We start from the raw sequence: 20980 nt of genomic DNA, 5'->3' as shown, positions 1-20980 counted from the left end.
TCACCAATTCCGATGGAATTTATACCATCCCAAATGTTCCTAGGACAAAGTCCACCCTGGTATTCTCCTTTATCGGATATACCACCCAGGAAACCGTTGTGGGCAATCGGAAAGTTATTAACATTAGTCTGGCTGCGGCAGACAATCAGCTTGGCGAAGTAGTCGTTATCGGGTACGGTACGGCTAAGCGAAGCACGCTTACTGGTGCGGTATCACAGGTTGATTCTAAAATCATTTCTGTACAGGCAAACTCCACGGTTACCAGAGCCCTTGAAGGTGTGGTCCCCGGGATTCAGGTCTCTGCTATTGATGGCCAGCCCGGTCTGGACATGGGTATTCGTTTACGCGGAGCAGGCTCTACCAGCCAGAACAGCTCCAATGCCCTGATCGTGATCGACGGTGTGCCCACTGAATACCCCAATGCGCTGTCTTCCATCAATCCAAAGGACATCGAAAGCATCAGCGTGCTGAAAGATGCCGCTTCCACTGCCGTTTACGGTTCGCGTGGCGCAAATGGGGTTTTGCTGGTGACTACCAAAAAAGGAACAAAAGGCAAACCGATTATTTCGGTGCAAACTCGGGCTGGATTCAATTATCTGGGTGGATTGCGGTTTGATCTCATTGATGATGCCAAAGACATTTATGAACATGCCTGGCTGGCCATTTACAACTCCGCACGCTACGGTGTGAACGGCGGATCATCTACCGACGGTAAATTCACGACGAATGTGGCCAATCCAAACATGACTCATGAAGCGGCCGGTTTATTTGCCAGTGCCCATTTATTCGATTATACTGGATCAAAGACAAACTTTGCCATGAACCTGTTGGGGAACTACATGGCCTATGACGTGCCGGGTGCTGTGTATACCACCACCGGTAGTGGAGCCAATGCCAGTGCAACTATGTCGGGTGCGTACCTGATTGACCCTACTACGGGCAAGTTAAATCCGAATGCAAGACAACTTTGGGAAGCCGGATCGTACAAGGATTACTTTTTCGAAAAAATGTTCCGTCAGGAGCATACGATATCGGCAAGCGGTGGCTCCGATAAAATGGATTACTTTGTTTCTGTGGGCATGCTGGAAGATCCTTCTTATATCAGAGGGTCGGCATTCAAGCGTTACAACGCACGGACAAAAGTTGATGCACAACTCACCAACTGGCTGAAAGTAGGAACAAATCTGGGTTACAGTTTTCGGAATACCCTATCTCCGGCCACTCGTTTCGGTCGTAACCCCGGAACCGTGCAGCAAAACGTGTTCAGGTGGGTGAATGGTCAGAATCAACTCGTACCGTTGTTCGCCAGAGACCTTCAGGGAAATATTCGTAAAAATCCGAACGGCACTGACATGGTGTCTGATAATGCGAATGATACCTATTCGCCACTTGGCGTTCAGCCCGGTACGTTCCCCAACGGAACCACCAGCCAACCGCTTTATGCGACCAACCTGATCGACCTGTTGGATAAAGACATCGACCGTAGGGAATCGCACGACCTGAACCTGAAAGGGTATCTCACGGTGAGTTTCCTCAAGCATTTCAGCTTTACAAACAACATTTCGTATGATCGCTTTACGGAAGAGCGAACGCGTTACGGTAATCCTGAGACGGGCGCTGTAGTGGGTATAGGTGCGATTGGCCAGTATTATACGAACACCGGCGTTTTCAACACGCAACAGCTGCTTAACTGGGGTAGAGAATTTGGTCGCCACTCCGTTACGGCACTGGCTGCCCATGAATTTTACCAATACAAAAGTGATCTGCTGAACTTTGCCTCTGCGTATTCGCTGATCAATGGGTTTACCGGCGCCGGTAATTTCACCAGCCGGTACAATACAGCGGGCGCACCGTTCGGTGTTCCGGGTTATGGTGGAGACATCACGGCCATGGATAGCTATTTTGGCCGAGCGGTGTACAACTATGACGACAAGTATTTTATGGAAGGCTCGCTGCGCAGAGATGGTTCGTCTAAATTCCGATTCAACGAGAATCGCTGGGGAACATTCTGGTCTGTTGGTGGTGGATGGCGTATTTCTCAGGAGAAATTCATGCAGGGATCCAATAACGTCATCAACGAATTAAAACTACGGAGCAGCTATGGAATTATCGGTAACCAGAGCGGTATCAGCAACTATTCGGGTTATCAGACCTGGAGCTACGGTGCAGTTTACACAAACTCAACGGCTGGAACGGGTGTTCCTGCAACGTACACCCTTCAGCAAGGTGCTGCCGTAAATGATAAATTAACCTGGGAAAACACGCATACCTTTGATGCCGGGATCGATTTCACCCTTTTTAACAGGAGATTGAGTGGAACCATCGATGTATACAACAAGAAAACGGTAAACTCCGTGTTTGCACAGCCTCTTGCCACTTCACTGGGACAAACTTCACTCACCCTGAACAACGCTGAAATTGTCAACCGCGGGGTGGAAATTGCCTTAGACATCAAACTCATCCAAAACAAAAATATCAGCTGGAGCATCGGATTGAACGGTACCCATTACCGCACCATTCTGACTAAATTTCCCAAGAGTGTAGGTTCGCCAGCATTGGGCGGAAACTTTACAGGCTTCATCGATGGATGGGGAATTGCCAATGGCGGTGCTAACACTGCTGGCCAGATCATGTACCTACGTGGTGAAAATAAGGATTTCTACAACCTTTATCTCTACAAGTATGCGGGAGTGGATCAGAGCACAGGTTTACCCTTGTTTCATCATACCGTTACGCAGGCAGACCAGGATGCAGGACGCTTTATGGATAGCAAAGTGGGAGCCATTGTTAGCACAACGAACTACACGCTGGCCAACCGCTATGAAATGGGTAGTGCAATTCCAAAAATTATTGGTGGCTTTTCGACAAGCGTTCAATATAAAGGTTTTGACTTCACCGCTATCCTAGCCTACCAGCTGGGGGGAAAATTCATGAGTGTGGAATATGCCAACAACATATACAGAGCGGGGAACATAGGGAACGCATTATCGAAAGAAGTATTGGGAAATACCTGGACGCCTGAGAACAGAGACGCCAAATTCCCGATGGCATTTTATGGGGATACGTTCTATACGAGCGGGGCTACATTTGGGCCATGGCAGTATACCGATCTGGCTTTATTCAGCGCTTCGTATCTGAATGTCAAAAACCTCACCCTGGGGTATACGCTTAGTAGCGCCATCCTGGATAAGTTGAAAACAAAAAGTGTACGGGTGTATGCATCCGGCGACAACCTGACCATGCTGACGTCTCACTCAGGTATAGATCCGCGCATGTCGCTGGTCGGTGGAATGGAAGTAGGGGCAGCCGTGTATCTGCCTATGAGTACCTTTTCAGTGGGTGTTAATTTGAACTTTTAAGTAGTCGAACGATGAGTATTCTACATAAATATATAACGGGTTTGGCAGTGTCAGGTATGCTGCTATTTTCTGGGTGTGCCGATAAGCTGGAAGTGGAGCCACCACACAGCATTACCGACAAGCAAATAGCCGAACTGCTAGCGTCGGGTGACGATGCCAAGATCCGGATCGTCATGGGTGGAATGGCCAACGCTATGCCCCTGCTGTTCAACAACGCGGGTGCCACCGGTGCGGGCGTTGCGGACATGTATTATTCCAGTCAGGGACTGGATGTCAATCGCTCTATCGAAGGAAATGATATCATTCTGGGTGATCAGGAAGGGCTGAACGTACTCTCCGGTTCAATCGAATATCAGCTTGGTGACTTCATTGGATCTGCCAACGCAAAGAATTTAGTTTACTGGAATTATGGCTGGTTTTGTATTACGACTGCGAACCAGATGCTCAATTATCTTCCGGATGAAACCGTGGCCGGCAACAACTTTCTGAAAGAATGTAAAGCCAGAGGATTGGTTGCCAGAGCCTATGGATACAACTACCTGATGGAAAATTATCAGAACGCCTTTCTGCAGGGTGGAAATGGCAAACTTGGCCTTCCGTTGTATGACCGGTTTCAACCCACTCAGGAAAACAAACCTCGTTCATCTGCTGTAGAAACGTATGCCTTTATCAAAAACGACCTGAACCGTGCCATTGCCTTGTTCAAAGAGGCTGGGATTGGCTATACGGCTGATATAACGGATATCGATCTGGCTGTGGTCAATTTCCTGCTGGCACGTGTATCGATATGGACTGGGGACTGGGCTACTGCGATCAGTGCGTGCAATGATATTCTGGCAAAGTATCCAACGCTTCTGAGCCAGGCACAGTACGGAGGGAAGAACATAGGTACCGCAGCCGCTCCCGAAATAAGGCCGGAAACCAATGGCTTTCTCAATAATGCGCAAAATCCGGAGGTCATTTTAGGTTTCCCGCTTGGTGCCGCTAACACGTACTTTACCGCTTACATGAATCCCTTTGGTAGAGGTAACGGAGGGCTGGAAAGAGCTTATAAGCGGATTGATAACCGACTGTATGAAAAAATAGCACCCAATGATTTCCGTAAAGATGCATTTTCGCTGGCACCAATTGGCAACTACACCTATCCGCCAAACAACACGGTTGCATTTATCCCTTCTTACACGAACCTAAAATTTGCAGCTACGCACGGATTGAACAGCAACAACAAAATTGACGTGGGCGCGTCAACGGCGTTTTACATGCGTTCTTCGGAAGTACTGCTTATGAAAGCTGAAGCTGAAGCGATGTCGCCAGCCACAGAAGCTGCTGCCAAAGCAACGCTCGACAGGCTGTTGGCTGCCCGTACCAAAACAGGAGTGACACCACTGACTACGGCTACTTACCCTGCGATGCAGGGGCTCACTACGTTACAAATGGTACAGCTACAAACCCGCATCGAACTATGGGGTGAAGGCGGCCGCGAGTTTTACAACAACAAGCGCTGGAATATTCCTGTGGACAGAGCCAGCTCTGCTAACCACGTTACCAAGTCCAGTTTACCGGTAGCCAATATGACCCTTCAGATTCCCGAAGATGAAATTTTGTATAACCCGTTGGCTGTGCAGAACTAATCAATTTTGACGGTAAGAAAGAGAGGTGTTCCGCAGTGGCCACCTCTCTTTGTTTTTGGTTTTCCAAACTATTGAACCACGGTGGCCGCGCAACGTGTTTGCTCTGGGTTTTGGCTGATGAGCAAACTCATAAACTGAGTAAGGGATGCTGTGACGTGAAAAATCAACTCCCCGGTTAAGATTGTAGTGTCAATGTTCTTTTGGAAGGAGATCAAGTCTACGTCACAGACTTCATTCGTAACTGTGTGGGAAAGTACTGGTTGACTAATAAGATCATTGTGTTGATGAGGGAGTACCAGAATGAACAAGGTAAATTACGCTGATTACTCTTACCGAGTATTGATGATAGCTATAACGCATGTATACTCGACCACTGAACTACCTAATGCTTAAAAAACGAATGGTACGCATGAGTGGGATGCCCGCACCGGCGGGCCTGAGCAGTTCGTCTCGGAGTCACGCTCGACTTACTCTGCCAAACGGCTAAACGACCAATCAATGGCTAAACCTAGCAAAGGGAATACCCGACGGGATTTTTTACGGACTTGTTCGGTAAGCATTGGGGCGGGGCTGTCCGACCTTGAGCAACAAATGGACAAGCTACGAACCCTGGCCGGGAACGGACTCGTTTTGCCGCCAATCGGCCGCTCGGCACTGGTAGGTCACCGCAACCTATTCAATGGCGATACGGGCGTCTTTTTCTACAACCCCGAACGCTGGCAACCCGAAGATTTTGCCTGGCGGCTGGCTACGAACCCCGTTACGGGTGAACGCAATCCTTCACCCACGCTCGAAGGCGGCCCGTTCTCACCCAAAGCGATCCACCGCTTCGTCGGTACGCTCGCCGATAACGGCGTCGATACGTTCATTATTAATGCCAACGGGTCGCGGGCCTGGTACCCCAGCAAGACCATCCCCCACATTCTACAGGGCTACCAACGGGGCGACCGGGACTTTTTCCGCGGTCACGCACTGGGCGTTCTCAAAGACAATCCGAAAGGGATCGATGCATATATCGACCATCTGATGGCGTTCATGAATCTGTACCAGGATTTACTCGACGCGGGGGTAGACTGGCTGGCCGAAACCGCTCAGGCATGCCGTAAACGGAGGCTCTCCCCCTGGGTCAGCATTCGCATGAACGACGTCCACGGCAGCAGCAACTTCGAGGGTAGCTTCTTCAACACGCCCCTGCTCAAACGGGCCGATATGCGCCTGAAGCGGAGTCACTACGGCTCCCATCGGGCTTCGAATAGGGCCGGGCTCAACTACGAGCAACCGGAGGTTCGTTCCTTGATGTTCGAGCAAATCCGAGAGGTAGTTGAGGCCTATGATTTTGAAGGACTGGAACTTGACTGGTGGCGACAGCCGCTCTGCTGCGAGCCGACAGCCTCATCCCAAACCGTGGCGATGATGAGTGACTGGTTGCGGCAGGTTCGCGCGCTGACTCAGCGCCGGGCTGCACAGAACGGTCGTCCCTATCCGCTGGGGCTGCGCATACCGGGGCGGCTGGGTATGTTGAAAACTATCGGGCTGGACGTGGTGAGCTTGTGCCGGGAAGGAACCTTGGATTTTATCTGCCCGTCGGGCTTTGTTTGCACCACCTGGGACATGGCTCACGACCAGCTACGCGCTCAGCTTGGCGAACAAGTGGCCATCTACGGGGTAATCGATGCGGGGGCGAATATGCTGCCCACGCGCAACCCGACGACTACGTTCGCTCAACCGATGCGGTATATGCCCACCAGCCGCCCGCTGATGTACGCCAATGCGGCTGGAAAACTAGGGCTGGGTGCCCATGGCATCGAGTGGTACAATTTCTACAATCCCGATCAGGCTCGGTTGCCGGGTATCCAGTCGGAGTACGGGGCCTTGCAGGGGATTGCCGATCTGGTCAAGCTGCGGGGCCAGCCCAAGCAGTATTCGCTGGGCATTGGGGGGCGGATGTACAACCTGACCCCCTTCGATTTACCGGCTCAGTTGCCGGTGTGCCTGGGGTTTAATGACCAGCACGCGTTTCGGCTGCCCATGTGTGCCGAGCCAACCGATGGTGATCTCGAAGTTTGCGTTCAATTAGTGCTGAGGGCGAGCGACGAAGTGACAATTCTGTCGGTGTCGTTCAATGAGTGCTGGCCAGTGTTGCAGAGCGAACGAGAGGACAAACTGCTGTTTGCCGCTGGTCCCCTCACACACCTCTCGAAAGAGCATTCTGGTTATTGGTTTCGCTTTCCCATCACGCTGGTACGCGAGGGCTGGAACGAAATCGTTGTCGAGAACGGTGGCCAGGCGTCTCTAACGGTGGTTAGTCTGGAAGTGGCCGTATGGTCGAAGAAAGTCAGTGCTGGTAACCGATCTGAGTGAGGCAAATTTTCTGGTCGGCGAGCCGTCGAAGGATAGGTTGGACGTGCTATCTTTCAGCCGATGCAATTCATTTGCAATTCATTATTCACGTTAAGCTAAAGCAGTTATCGACAGTCAGACTGCTGTCGTGAAATAAACCATTCTCCAAACGCTCCTTCCGAGCGATGGCTGTTTAGGCACTGATTTTAGTGACCGCAACGGCGGACCGTGAAATTTTCCATTTCGTCAAAATGACTTCAAATGATGAATTTGATTGTCCCACTCCGACGTACCGGTCACTGCGTCAGGCCGCCGAAGCAGTTCATTTTTTTTGCTTTATCCAGTATTGCTGTCTTTGGGTTGGTCAGTAGTCGAGCCGGATTTGTGTCTGCCCGGAAAAGGGTTTTATCGATACGGTTTCCGTCTGTTCGTTGTAGATACCGCCTGTTACGTTTACGGGTTTTTTACCGGCGGGGTGGGGGATACGGATCAATACTTCGTTCGGTTTACGAGTATCCATGCAACTCACGGTAGCGGTGATGTAGCCCTTGTCTACTTCCGATGTTACGTTCGCCGTGATCGGGCCGAAATAGCTTCTGACATTCTTCAGCATTACGTTCTTGCCCTGCTCCAACCATTGGCGCGGGATCGTATTGAACAAGCGGAGGGTGTGCCCATCTTCCAGATAGAGCATCCAGCGCGTTTCCATCAGGAACCAGGCTTCCTCGTGCGTCTTGTGGGGACTGACCTTAAATAGATGCTCCCAGAAGGTGTAGGTTTCCCGATCGGCATGGGCCGCAAATGTATTGTAGTAGGTGCTCAAAAACGGTTTAATCATACCCAGCTTTGCCTGTATCCAGTTGTGGCGGCTGTAATACGGTTGACTGAACGCCGAATTTTCCTGGTAGAAAAGCTCGCTGTGATAGTTCAGCAGCGTCTTAGCGGCTGGCTCATGCGGATCCAGTACTTCGCAAAAAACGAGATACATCGGCCCAAGCATCCCATCCGGTGCTGTAAACGTACCATGCGACCAGAAAGTCTCGCGCTTTTGGTACATACTTCTTAACCCGGTCCCTTCCGTCCAGGGCGGGGCCGTTGGACACCACGTGCCATCGCCCAAGGGAACAACCGGCGACAAAGCCACAGCATTAAAAAACGACTGGCGGATATCTTCCTTCCAGGCGTCCGCTTCCTTTCGGATTCGTTCGGATTGGGCGGGGTCAACACTGGCGAGCATTTCGGCACTGCGGCTCATCCCGAGGTAGGCATAGCCGTTGAGCATGAATTGGTGGAAATGATCTTCGGGGTCCGCTACTTTTCCTTCGATCATCCCGTACCCCCGGCCGCGTAGTTCTTCCTTCTTGTTGCGGTTGCGCCAGGCGATCAGGTAATCGCAGGATTTCAGGAGTTTTGCTTTTATGTTCCCGACCCATTTCCGGTCGTTCGTGTGCCGGAAGTATTCGCCCATGCTCCATAAGGCCGCTCCGGTTTCCACCATGTACCCGTTAAAATTCTGAATAAAACCGTCTTCATGCTGCTTGTCCAGAAAGTAACCCAGCGACCTTTTTGCTACGTTGTTCCAGCCCATGGAGGTATAAAACTGAATGATCGGCGCACTTTCCGTTCCAATTGGGGAATAAACGCCAATGGTCGGGGCAAGCGTAGCGTCGGGTTCATTGCCATACGTAATTAGGTCGAGGTGTAACAAGCCGGCCTGGATCATTTCGTTGATCCGCTTTTCGGGGACGTGTATCTGCGCAGCTTTGCCTAGTTTGGTGAGCCAGAAATCCTTGCTTTCGGCATAACGCTGATCGAAGGCCTGCATCGCCAGTTGCGTAGCGCGTTCTGCGGAAATGGGACTATGGGGAATAAAAAAATCAAACTGCGCTTTCTCGCCAGGTTGGAGCAAAATGGCCATTTCTTCACTGGGTAGCGGTTTCCCATTGAGTTTGGAAACACAAAAAACCCGTTCTTCCGAATACGCCGAAAAGCCGGTCTTTGCATTGAACCGATACGGAAACTTCTGCCACCACGCAGTGCCGGGCCGTGGCGTCTTGAACCAGGCGTAACGGGGCACGGAACCGGTATTTACGGCTTCGATTCTGAAAAATAAAACGGTTTCCTCGTCTGGATTGAGCGCTTTTTTCGTTCGGCTGTCCACCTGTTCCTGCTGCTCTTTGGTGAACATGTGACCGCCACTGAAACTGTCTGCTATCCAAAAATCGGTTCCTTTCAGCTCTGCCAGGGGCGATTTTTCCAGGGATACGAACGTGGTCGATGTATAGACCACATCATCGTCGGTCAGTGTCGAGTGGAGAATCGGCAGCTTCCCTTGGTCTAATCGGCGCGAGACATTTTCCTGTGCACCAACGCCCCGGCCATAGGTGTACAGATAATGGACCGGTTCATTTTTTGTCTCGGCCAGTCGCAACGCGGTCGACGACCGTTTGGGTGAAATAATAGAAGCTTCTCTCTGGGATGCGTCCGAGAGGTTTTCGGCAATCTCGAAAATCCTGAAGTCTCGGCTAGTCCCCAGCCAGGTAGGTACGGTCATGTTCCGAACTTTCTTCTCGACTGAGGCAAAGGAAACTTCGCTCTCGGTTTCAATCCGTTGCAGCTTGGTCCTTGTTTTCCGGGAACGGACGGCCGTTTCTACCTCTTGGTACGACCGTTTATCCGTCGCTTTTAATACCACTACGCCATAATCCGGTATGTAAATGGGGGAGCTGGACGTAACGTCCCGAAGAAAAAACGAGAACGGATTTTTAGCCGTTTTGATCGACACCACGGTAGCCCCGGTTCCGTATTCGGTCTGGGCGCTGTCAATTGTGATCAGGATGCTGGGGCGACTGACCGGTCCCAACTGAAAGGTATTTGCTTTTGTCTTTCCTTTCCCGGCTGACAAGTCGATTTTACGCAGAACAGCGTACTGCACCTGAACCATACCGGATGGCGACGTACCTTCTTTCCATTCAACCCTAACCTGCGCTACGTTCTGGGAAAAGGCCGTTGAGCCCAAAACCACCAGCAAAACAATAGAGGCATTGGAAATCCATTTGTAATTCATAAACTGAATTTATAACGTGGGCTCGGTATTATTTTACCCCGTAGGGGTCTAATGTTTGTAGTAAAAATAGTCATCATTGACTCTGGCGTGCCGTAGGTACGCAACAACCGGCTAGTGGTTGCGTATCTACGGCACGCTAGGTAGCGGGGGTGACACATTGGCTACAAACATTAGGTGCCTACGACACGTAACGTGCTGAAATACAACTAAACTAATCACGAACTCGCGTAATTTGTAAGAAAACACGTAACGCTTACTGCCCCGGCAAGGTCAGGCCGGTGGAATGGGCGGAATAGACCGACGTTTTTTTTCGGTCAGGGTCAGTGATCGTCATCGGCGTCAGGTTGGCCTGTTTCACGTCATCGAGTACCACGGCGGGACGATAGTCTTGTTTCAGACAGGTTAGCTTTACATTGTCGAACCGGATGTTTTGCGCATGGCGTATGTAAAAACCCCAAGAGGGTAATTCGCCGAACATCGAAAAATCCGGGTAAGCCGTTGGCTTCTCGGGGACTTTGTCGAGCGCCGTGAGGGGTACGTTGGCCACCATCGAAGAGCCCCCACCCGGATATATAATTTCCACATTCTTCAACGTCACGTCTTTAACAAACGCATCGGGCATCCCCACAATCGACGAGGGCGATACGTTCCGGGGCATGTCTTCGATTGGGCCTTCGTACTCATAGCCCGCGTCGGCTTTCGTCGCGGGCACCTCCACCCGGATGTTCATCAGCCGAACGTTTTCGAGTCGCCCTTTTTTCCCCTTCACCCGTTCGCCGATTCGCAGAAAAATAGCGTTCCCGGTATTGATAGCCTGTAAACTATCAATCACTACGTTCTCGACAAAACCGCCATCCACCGCTTCCAGGGCAATAGCTGATCGATACGTATCATACACTTTATTCTGCACCATCTTTATGTTTCGGAAACCTCCGTAGCTAGCCGTACCAAATTTGATCGCGTTGGCGCTCGACCGGATGGTGCAGTTGCGGACGTATATATTCTGGCAGACCTGCGAAGCATCGTGCGATTTCAGACAAATGCCATCATCGGCAGAGTCAATGTACGAGTCGGTAACGCTCACGCTGTCAGAATCCACAATGTCGATGCCGTCGTTGTTCCAGTAGGCTTTGCTATCGACCGTGATGCCTGCCAACTGCACATTACGGCACTGGTCATAAATTTGCACCCAACTCGCTGCATTACGTAACGTTACGGTCTGAAGTTTCACCCGCTGACACCCCTTGAAATAGATAAGTACGGCGCGCGCTTCGGCCTCGGGGCGATCGTAGCGAAACAAATCTTTGACGAGTCCTTTCTGAATCACATTCACGACATTACGGGCCAGTTGACGCCCCTGCCCGTCGATCACCCCTTTACCGGTAATGGCAATATTTTGCCCATTTTCGGCGAACACCAGCGCCGTCCAGACGTGCCGATCGTAGTCGAAGGGATTGAGTGAGCCCATGAGTACGGCGCCTTCTTCTAAGTGCAGCGTTACGTTCGATTTTAAATGAATCGAGCCTGTCAGATACCGCCCGACGTAAAATACCAACCGTCCACCCCCATTTGAATGAATATAATCGATTGCGTACTGAATAGAGCGTGTGTTGAGCGTAGCGCCATCTGAATAAATGCCGAAAAACGACGCTGGGTAATCTTTGGCCTGAACGCTCAGGCTAGCCCAGAGCAGGAGTAGGGCGGTTCTTACGTAGATCATGGATCATGAAGATGGGTTGAGGTAGTAGACGCCGATTAACAATCGGTATGTCATCCCTAAAACTAGCTATCGTTACCTTCAACTGGTAATAAAGGTTAAAAAAATGGTACAAAAGCATCATTTATTGCTAATAAACTGGTATTCTTAGGTGCCCTCAAATGCTAAGTTTACAATGTTGAAACTATAAGTTTTTGTAGAAAAATTGATACATATTATTGATCTGTGAGCTACACCGTACTATCATCTTCGACAAATCGGGTCGCCGGTGTGATTCAAAACTTTGTCAACGATTTGAACCGCACTTTTCAAATTTTACCAATGAGGATTATATGGTTTAATTTCCTGGCCCTATTCTTTACCTGTTTAGCATACGGGGGTGATCAAAACAGTAGTCTGAAAATCAGTAATCTGCGGACAGAATATTTAGTGAATCCAGTCGGGATTGACATCGTGCAGCCTCGTCTGAGCTGGGAACTGGTTTCTGCTAAGAGAGCACAGTCTCAGTCTGCTTACCAGATCTTAATTAGTACGGATTCGCTAGCCTTAGTGAAAGATGTAGCTAATGTGTGGGATTCAAAAAAGGTAGAATCTGACAGAACCAGTCAAGTGAGATACACCGGCAGCGAGCTGGTTTCGAGAACCAAATACTTCTGGAAAGTTCGCGTTTGGGATGCAGGGAAGAATGTTAGTTCGTGGAGTGCTATTGCCCGCTGGTCAATGGGGCTGCTCAACAAAGCCGACTGGCAGGCGCACTGGATTGGAGCGCCGGCCGAAAACGTACCGGACAGTGCAAAATTCAACATCTGGCACAGCTTTCAGTCGGGTTCCAGCGCCACGGAGAATGCCGTGAATCAATGGATTACGGTTGATTTAGGCACACAACAGGAAGTTCGTCAAATCAAACTGTACCTAGTCGATTATAAGCTCCACGCCAACGGATACCTATTTCCTAAACGGTTCAAAATTCTGGTATCGCCTACCGCTGACTTTAAAAAATCAACGGTTATTGCAGACGAAAGCGCTCAGGATTACGACCAGAAAGGGCTGGAACCGTACAGTAAACCGATTACGCCCGTTACTGGCCGGTATATCCGGGTGGTCATCAGTAAGCTCAGAAAAACGGACGAGGGAAAATATGCATACGCCTTCGCCGAGCTGGAAACCATTAATGCCCGTTCCGAAAATGTTGCCTTGAAAAAGCCGGTCGTAGCCTCCGTTCCCTACGCTACGTATCCGGCCTTCTCGGCGGAGAACTGGAGCCCGGCCAACTTGACGGATGGGACTTACACCGGTAGTTCGGCCAATCGTAAGCCCTTCAAAACATCTATTCCCGCATCACCTTTGTTGCGGAAGACGTTCACGGTAACGAAAAACGTCAAGCAGGCCACCCTCTACGCGAGTGCTTTGGGCATGTATGAAATGACCGTAAACGGCAAAAAAGCCGGTAATCAGGTTCTGGCACCCGAGTGGACCGATTACCACGAACGTGTTCAGTACCAAACCTACGACGTCACCAAATCCCTGAAAAAAGGCGTCAATGTGATGGGGGCGATGCTGGCAGATGGTTGGTATGCGGGCGGCCTTTTCTCCCACCCGGATCGGGGGGCGTATGGCTTCGACCGGCGGTTGATCGGGCAATTGGAACTGCTGTTTGACGATGGTACTAGAACACAGATTGTAACCGATGCCAGCTGGAAGCTACTGGAAAACGGGCCAATCCAGATGGCCTCCATCTTCGACGGCGAAAATTTCAACGCGAACCTGTTGCCCGCCAGGTGGACGGAACCAGATTTTGACGACGCCGGATGGAAATCCGCTACCGTTGACAAAACCATCGCAAAAACGATCAATGCCCAACTCAACGAGCCGATCAAGATTATCCAGGAAATTACGCCGGTAAAGGTGGTGAAGGTGAAGGATGGTACGTACATCTTCGATCTGGGGCAGAACATCGCGGGCTGGGTAAACCTGACCATTCCGTACAATCCGGCTCAGGCCATTACGTTCCGGCACGGCGAAGTGCTGGACGAACAGGGACAACTCTACGTCAGCACTCTGCGGGCCGCCAAACAGGTAGACGTATACACACCCGGATCAGAAAAAGCCATCGACTACGAACCGCGCTTTACGTACCATGGCTTCCGGTACGTTGAGATTTCCGGCCTTACCCAGGAACCCAAACTAACTAACGTAACGGGAAAGGTGGTCGCGTCGGCTGCGCCGTTGGCCGGTACGTTCGAGAGTTCGTCGCCTGATCTTAATAAATTATGGACCAATATTTTGTGGACCCAGCGGGGAAACATGCATTCGGTACCGACCGACTGTCCACAACGGGATGAGCGGGCGGGGTGGATGGGCGATGCCCAGGTGTTTGCCCAGACGTCAATTTTTAACCTGGACATGAGTGCGTTTTTTACCAAGTGGGTGCGAGACATTGCCGATTGCCAGCGAGCCGACGGCCGTTACCCGGATTATACGCCACAAGTCGATAAGTGGAATCGCTATTGCAATGCCCCCGGCTGGAGCGACGCAGGTGTGCTGGTCCCCTGGCGACTCTATGAAAACTACGGTGACACAGCCATTCTGGCCCGCCAGTATACGTCGATGAAAGCCTACATCCAGCACATTCTCCAAACCAATCCGGATCTTTTGTGGAAAAATGAGCGAGGAAATATGTACGGCGATTGGCTGAACGGAAACACCATCATTGCGGATGACTATCCGAAAGAGGGAGGCAAGGTCGATAACGACATCTATTCAACGGCCTTTTGGGGCCATTCAACCCGAGTCGTTGCCAAAGTTGCTAAACTGCTCGGCCATCAGCGGGATTACGTGTTCTACGACTCGCTGGCCAACGCGATAAAGGCTCGGTTTGTGGGCCAGTACGTGGCTGAAGACGGTACCATTGCCGGCAATACGCAGGCGGCTTACGCCCTGGCGCTGGAGTTCGATCTGGTGCCGGAGAAGCTGAAGAAACAGGCCGCAGCCCGTATGGTTCAGGCCATCAAGGCCTATGATTACCGGATTTCGACCGGCATTCAATCGACGATCCGGTTGATGAATCAGTTGTCGGAATACGGGTACGCCGATGTGGCCTACAAACTGCTCGAAAGCCGCCGGTTTCCTTCCTGGATCTACTCGATCGACCAGGGAGCAACCACCATTTGGGAACGCTGGGATGGCTACGTCAAGGGCCGCGGTTTTCAGAACGTAGGTATGAATTCATTCAATCATTACGCCATCGGCGCCGTGGGTGAATGGATGTACCGAAGCATCCTGGGTATTAACGCCGATTCGGCCGGGTATAAGCATTTTACCATCAAACCGCGCTTAGGAGGCAGCCTGACCTGGGCCAAAGGGTCGTATCAGTCCATTGCCGGAAAAATTGCCGTAGACTGGAAAGTCGACAACGGCACCTTTCGGTTAGCCGTTCAGATTCCAGCAAACACAACGGCCACCGTGTTCCTGCCGTCCGGGAAAAGCATCAGCGAAAACGGACAACGGATCACGGGATCAACAGACATCCGGATTGTTGAGACCACCGACGCAGGAACGGCCTTACTCGTACCATCCGGTAGTTATACGTTCAGCGTAGCCTTATGACGTGTAGAAAACTAACGGTACTGATCGTCATCCTGCTGATCGCAGGGCATACCGTGAACGCGCAAATCCGGGTGGTTGCCGCCTTATGCGACAATCGGACTAATCCGGTGGGCATCGATCCACGCGATCTGTTTTTTTCCTGGGAAATGTATTCACCGAAGGAAGCGGTCATGCAGTCGGCGTATCAACTGGTTATTGCCTCGTCGAAAGCGAAGTTGACGGCTGGTAAGTTTGACGTATTCAGTACCGATGTGGTGAAAAGTGATCGCAGCATTCAGGTTCGTTATTCGGGGAAAGCGCTTCAGTCGGCTCAGACGTATTTCTGGAAAGTTCGGGTGTGGGACACGGATAAAAAGCCAACAGACTGGAGCGCCACGCAACAGTTCACCACGGGAATCTTTACCCCGGCGGATTGGAAAAATGCCCGCTGGATCGGCTACGAAGAGATGCGCGATGCTGGGCGAATTGTGCCCTTCGTTCACCTGAAAATGAAGGCAGGTGATCCCCGAATCTTTAAAAACGCCCGGTCTCCGTTACTACGTAAAGAATTTACAACGACCCGGAACGTAGCAAAAGCGTTCTTATTTATCAGCGGTTTAGGTCATTACGAGGCCAGTATCAATGGCAGACGTATCGGGAACGCTTTTTTATCGCCCGGCTGGACCAGCTACGACAAAACCATTCTCTATAATACCTACGATATTACAAAGCAACTACGTCCTGGAAACAACGCGATTGGTGTCATGCTGGGCAACGGTTTCTACTCCATTTCGCAGGAGCGGTACGTGAAAGGGACGGGCACATTTGGTAACCCCAAACTGATTGCTTTGCTGAAAATTACGTACACCGATGGCAGCACGGAGCATATAATTACTGACCAAAGCTGGAAAGCAACCCCGTCGCCTATTACGTTCAATACCATCTATGGCGGAGAGGATTATGACGCCCGTCTGGAGCGAACAGGATGGAACACAACTACTTTTTCGGACAAAACCTGGAATGATGCCGTTTTAGTGACTACGCCAACCAGTAAACTACTGCCCGAAATCGATTACCCCGTTCTGTTTCTGGATTCATTGACCCCGAAGAAAAGGACGGTGGTCGGGCCTAATACCGTCGTGTATGATTTTGGCCAGAACTGTTCAGGGATTCCGCGCATACGCGTACGAGGGAAAGCTGGTCAGACGCTGAAAATTATCCCGGCTGAGTTGCTTCATGCCGACGGTACCGTCAATCAGGCGGATGGCGTTACGCCCCATTCGTATGCATATACGCTGAAAGGAGACGGCGAAGAAACCTGGCAACCCCGATTTTCTTATTTTGCCGTTCGATACGTTCAGGTCGAAGGGGTCCGGGTCGACAACAATGCATCGGGTCAACTGCCGCTGGTCACGAACTTGACCGTGCTGCACAACCGCAATGCCGCTCCGCAGAATGGTACGTTTGCGTGTTCGAATGAGTTGTTCAACCGGATCTATACCCTTACGGACTGGGCGATAAAAAGCAATCTGCAAAGCTACATAACCGACAATCCCCAGCGGGAAAAGCTAAGCTGGCAGGGTGAGCAGAATTTTATGCGCACGGCGATCAATTATACATACAATGTGTACAATTTGTACCGCAGCCTGATTCAGAACATGACCGACGCCCAGCACGAAAACGGTCTGGTCCCCGACATTGCCCCTGAGTATATACAATTCGACGGCCCTTTTGTCGATTCGCCCGAATGGGGCACCACGGCGATCCTGGATTCCTGGTTTTTGTACCGGTTTTACGGGGATACGTCGGTGGTTCGCAAAACTTACCCGATGATGACCCGGTACGCAGATTTTCTGGAAAGCCGGACTGTCGACAACCTGCTTCTGTATGGACTGGGCGACTGGCTGGATATTGGGAAAGTGACACCGATTGGCGTTACGGCTACGGCTTATTACTACCATTCGATAACTGCCTTAAGCCAAATGGCGGAGCTGATCGGGAAACCGGACGATGCCACGCGTTACCGGAAGCTGGCGGCTAGCATCAAAACGGCCTTCAACAAGAAGTTTTTCAACCCGGATCAGAAAACTTACGCCACCGGTAGTCAAACCGCCATGGCGATGCCGCTTAGTCTGGGGCTGGTGGAGGAAACGGATCGAAACGACGTACTGAACAAACTGGTGACGAACATTCAATCCATCGACGCCCACAGACTGACCGCTGGCGATGTTGGAAACCGGTATTTGATCAAAGCGCTCTACGAAAATGGTCACCCTGAAACGCTGTTTACAATGACCAATCGCGACGACGTACCGGGATATGGATACCTGCTGAAAAAAGGAGCAACGGCGCTAGTCGAAACCTGGGATGGCAAATCATCGCAGAACCAGTTGGCCATGGGACACATTCTGGAATGGTTTTACGAGGGCATTGCCGGTATTGCTCAGCAGGAAAATTCCGTCGCGTTCAGGCACCTGAAAATTCGTCCCCAGCCGGTGGGTGATCTGACCTGGGCCAGGGGGAGTTTCCATTCGCCATACGGCTGGGTAAAAACCAGTTGGACCAAAACCACCGGTCGGTTTAGCTATCAGGTAGAAATTCCCGTAAACTCCCGAGCAACTGTTTATCTGCCCGCGAAAGCCGGTTCGAAAATTTATAAAAATAAAAAAATCGTCCGGGATTATGCATTTGAAGGAGATACGGCCCGGCTGGAACTGGGTTCGGGCAACTACGTACTAACCGTCGAGTGATCAACGAACCAGAATGAATTTGACGAAACGATGAGAGGATTAAAAGACAAGATTATAGTCATTACCGGTGGCCTCGGCGATCTGGGCTATGCCACCGCCGTGCGCATGGCCGAGGAGGGTTGCGTGGTTGTTCTGATTGATCTTCAGCCCGATAAGGATCATAAAGCCTCCACTCTCGGCGCTCATTTCTGGCAACTGGATATCAGTGATGAGGCTGCAGTAGAGAACACCTGCGCGTCTATCGAACAGGAGATCGGCCCTGCCCACGTACTGATCAATACCGCAGCCCGGTTTATCTTCAAAGGGGTAGAGGCTACGGTGGACGAATGGCAGCAGATCAATGCGGTAAACATTGGCGGCACGTCGCTGATGGCCAAATACATCGTTCCGCAGATGAAAAAGAACGGCGGGGGCAGTATCATCAATTTTTCATCGGTGAGCGGCTTTGTCGGGCAGTCCAGCTTTGCTACGTACAACGCCACCAAATTCGCCATTCGGGGGCTGACCAAATGCTGGGCGCAGGATCTGGCGCCGTTTGGTATTCGAGTGAACACCCTTTGTCCCGGCTACATCTACACCAGTGCCTTTATCAATTCATGCGAAAAATTAGGCTTGAACATCGACGAAGAAGATCGTCGGGCGTCGGCTATGCACTTACTGAACCGGCAGGGACGTCCCGAAGAAGTAGCCGCAGCAGCCGCTTTTCTGGCCAGTGACGATTCTTCTTTCATGACCGGTAGCGACTTAGTGGTCGATGGCGGCTATTTAGCGAAATAACTATGAAACTTGTCGATCTCTCCCATCCCCTGGTACACGGGCAGCAAACGTTTCCGTCGGACCCCAAGCTGAGCATTGTTCCGCACGGAACGACCCGAACGCTGAAATACAACATTACGCAGATCGTCATGGGGTCGCATCAGGGAACGCACCTGGACGCGATGTACCACTTTCTGGACGATGGCAAAACGCTGGACCAGATGCCTTTGGAGTGGTTTTATGGTAAGGTGCATGTACTACGTATCCCTAAAGCGGCCCGCGAAGAAATTACCGTCGAAGACTTTCTGCCGTATGAACACCTGCTGGTTCCCGAGGCTAAAATCATCTACGAAACGGGCTGGTACAAACACTTCGGGAAGGATGATTTCTTCGAAAATTTCCCATCGCTGACGCAGGAAGCCAGTACGTATCTGGCCGACCGGAACATCCGGATGCTGGGAATGGATACGCCAACGCCTAGCCGCGACTGGTACGAAGTGCATCACATCCTGCTGAAGAAAGAAATCGTTATTGTGGAAAGCCTGACCAATCTGGATCAGGTTCCTGATGAATTTACCTTCATGGGTTTTCCGCTCAACTTACAGGGCCGTGACGGCTCCCCCATACGGGCCGTGGCTCAATTCTGAACGTCGAACTCCCTATGAAAGCACTGTTTTACCCGGAGTTTAAAAAGCTCATGATTGCCGAATGGCCAATGCCTTCGTTCTCCGCGGATGAAGTTCTGCTGAAAGTACTGGCTTGTGGCATTTGCGGGAGTGAGCTGGAAACCTTTAAGAACCAGAGTCCGCGTCGTGTTCCGCCGTTAGTTATGGGCCACGAGTTTTGCGGAACGGTTGAAGAGATGGGGGCCAACGTCGTGGGTTATACGAAAGGCGACCGGGTAGCCAGCAATAGCGTAGTGTCCTGCGGAACGTGTGATTCCTGCAAACGCGGCCTGACGAACTTGTGCAAAAACCGGCAAATTTTCGGAATGCATCGGGGAGGGGCCTTCGGCGAGTATGTGAACGTACCGGCCCATTGCCTGGTACCGATGCCGGCAAATGTGACTCCGCAAGCCGCCTGCATGACCGAACCGCTGGCCAACGGAATTCATATCGTCAACCTCACTCGACACTTGAAGCCTGAAAAAGTGCTGGTGATCGGTGCTGGACCCATCGGACTGGTTACGCAGCAGGCCTTTCAGGCGCTGCTGGGCGTACCGGTGTACGTCGCCGATCTGCGGAATGAACGGCTTGCCATCGCGCGTAAATTAGGCGCTACGGCTACGATCAATTCTGCGGAGGAAGACCTGGTTTCTGTTATAAATCAATTGACTGACCACGAAGGAATTGATCTGGTTGTCGATGCTGTGGGTAATTCCCAAACGAACCAGCAGGCACTAAAAGCCATTCGACCGGGCGGGGCTATTGTAATCATCGGTCTCTATGAAAACTCTCAGCCATTTTTTACGTACGACATTATTTTGTCCGAGAAGCAGATCATTGGCACATACGCTGCCACGCAGCAGGAAATCAACGAATCGTTGGACCTAATCGCTTCCAGGAAAGTAGACGTAACGTCGTGGGTTCACTATTACTCGCTGGATGACGGGGTGGCGGCCTTCACCGACATGCTGACGGCCAAAGCGGATCACGTCAAATCGGTTATCCTTTTCTAAATATCTTTTCTGACAGCCTGAAAGGCTGTCGGGTACAGCAATTCGCTACCAGCATGAAGAAAATTATCATTACAGATCACGGCTTTTCCAACATCAA

General features: G+C 51.1%; 10 protein-coding genes. 8 read left to right on the top strand and 2 right to left on the bottom strand.

Annotated elements, in window-relative coordinates:
• The 3 genes from ACOJS8_RS04135 to ACOJS8_RS04125 all read left to right on the top strand — a co-directional run.
• Positions 1-3359, top strand: a 3359-nt coding sequence (locus tag ACOJS8_RS04135; RefSeq protein WP_420147265.1) for a SusC/RagA family TonB-linked outer membrane protein, incomplete at its 5' end; no start/stop codon positions are given.
• An 11-nt stretch (positions 3360-3370) separates the two neighbouring features.
• Complete coding sequence (locus tag ACOJS8_RS04130; protein ID WP_420147264.1) at positions 3371-4990, top strand: RagB/SusD family nutrient uptake outer membrane protein; 1620 nt, start codon at positions 3371-3373, stop codon at positions 4988-4990.
• Between the two features lie 498 nt (positions 4991-5488).
• On the top strand, positions 5489-7351 hold the full coding sequence (locus ACOJS8_RS04125; RefSeq protein ID WP_420147263.1) for a hypothetical protein: 1863 nt from the start codon (positions 5489-5491) through the stop codon (positions 7349-7351).
• Between the two features lie 343 nt (positions 7352-7694).
• On the opposite strand, the gene ACOJS8_RS04120 is transcribed toward ACOJS8_RS04125, so the two are convergent.
• Together ACOJS8_RS04120 and ACOJS8_RS04115 are read right to left on the bottom strand one after the other, a co-directional pair.
• Positions 7695-10397: a hypothetical protein gene (locus tag ACOJS8_RS04120; RefSeq protein WP_420147262.1), complete on the bottom strand. Its 2703-nt coding sequence runs from the start codon at positions 10395-10397 to the stop codon at positions 7695-7697.
• A 253-nt stretch (positions 10398-10650) separates the two neighbouring features.
• Positions 10651-12117, bottom strand: a complete 1467-nt coding sequence (locus ACOJS8_RS04115) for a glycoside hydrolase family 28 protein (RefSeq protein ID WP_420147261.1) — start codon at positions 12115-12117, stop codon at positions 10651-10653.
• Between the two features lie 318 nt (positions 12118-12435).
• On the opposite strand from ACOJS8_RS04115, the gene ACOJS8_RS04110 reads away from it, so the two are divergent.
• The 5 genes from ACOJS8_RS04110 to ACOJS8_RS04090 are packed head-to-tail and all read left to right on the top strand — an operon-like array spanning position 12436 to position 20883.
• Positions 12436-15720, top strand: a complete 3285-nt coding sequence (locus tag ACOJS8_RS04110; protein ID WP_420147260.1) for a family 78 glycoside hydrolase catalytic domain — start codon at positions 12436-12438, stop codon at positions 15718-15720.
• Positions 15717-18449 (top strand): family 78 glycoside hydrolase catalytic domain, encoded by a 2733-nt coding sequence (locus ACOJS8_RS04105; RefSeq protein ID WP_420147259.1) that lies wholly within the window; start codon positions 15717-15719, stop codon positions 18447-18449. The genes ACOJS8_RS04110 and ACOJS8_RS04105 overlap by 4 nt, the downstream gene beginning before the upstream one ends.
• A 30-nt stretch (positions 18450-18479) precedes the next feature.
• Entirely contained in the window at positions 18480-19226 is a 747-nt protein-coding gene (locus ACOJS8_RS04100; RefSeq protein WP_420147258.1) for an SDR family NAD(P)-dependent oxidoreductase, read from the top strand.
• Between the two features lie 2 nt (positions 19227-19228).
• Positions 19229-19852, top strand: coding sequence for a cyclase family protein (locus ACOJS8_RS04095; RefSeq protein ID WP_420147257.1), 624 nt, complete (start codon positions 19229-19231; stop codon positions 19850-19852).
• Positions 19853-19866: 14 nt separating this feature from the next.
• Positions 19867-20883: a zinc-dependent alcohol dehydrogenase gene (locus tag ACOJS8_RS04090; RefSeq protein WP_420147256.1), complete on the top strand. Its 1017-nt coding sequence runs from the start codon at positions 19867-19869 to the stop codon at positions 20881-20883.
• Positions 20884-20980 lie beyond the last annotated feature (97 nt).

Source organism: Spirosoma sp. (genome assembly GCF_048594605.1).
Lineage (GTDB): Bacteria > Bacteroidota > Bacteroidia > Cytophagales > Spirosomataceae > Spirosoma.
This window is presented reverse-complemented; position numbering and strand designations above follow the sequence as displayed.

What these genes read in the sequence shown, in the direction of transcription:
- ACOJS8_RS04130 (WP_420147264.1), top strand. Translation starts at nt 3,371, where the DNA reads ATGAGTATTCTACATAAATATATAACGGGTTTGGCAGTGTCAGGTATG.
- ACOJS8_RS04125 (WP_420147263.1), top strand. Translation starts at nt 5,489, where the DNA reads ATGGCTAAACCTAGCAAAGGGAATACCCGACGGGATTTTTTACGGACT.
- ACOJS8_RS04120 (WP_420147262.1), bottom strand. Translation starts at nt 10,397, where the DNA reads ATGAATTACAAATGGATTTCCAATGCCTCTATTGTTTTGCTGGTGGTT.
- ACOJS8_RS04115 (WP_420147261.1), bottom strand. Translation starts at nt 12,117, where the DNA reads ATGATCTACGTAAGAACCGCCCTACTCCTGCTCTGGGCTAGCCTGAGC.
- ACOJS8_RS04110 (WP_420147260.1), top strand. Translation starts at nt 12,436, where the DNA reads ATGAGGATTATATGGTTTAATTTCCTGGCCCTATTCTTTACCTGTTTA.
- ACOJS8_RS04105 (WP_420147259.1), top strand. Translation starts at nt 15,717, where the DNA reads ATGACGTGTAGAAAACTAACGGTACTGATCGTCATCCTGCTGATCGCA.
- ACOJS8_RS04100 (WP_420147258.1), top strand. Translation starts at nt 18,480, where the DNA reads ATGAGAGGATTAAAAGACAAGATTATAGTCATTACCGGTGGCCTCGGC.
- ACOJS8_RS04095 (WP_420147257.1), top strand. Translation starts at nt 19,229, where the DNA reads ATGAAACTTGTCGATCTCTCCCATCCCCTGGTACACGGGCAGCAAACG.
- ACOJS8_RS04090 (WP_420147256.1), top strand. Translation starts at nt 19,867, where the DNA reads ATGAAAGCACTGTTTTACCCGGAGTTTAAAAAGCTCATGATTGCCGAA.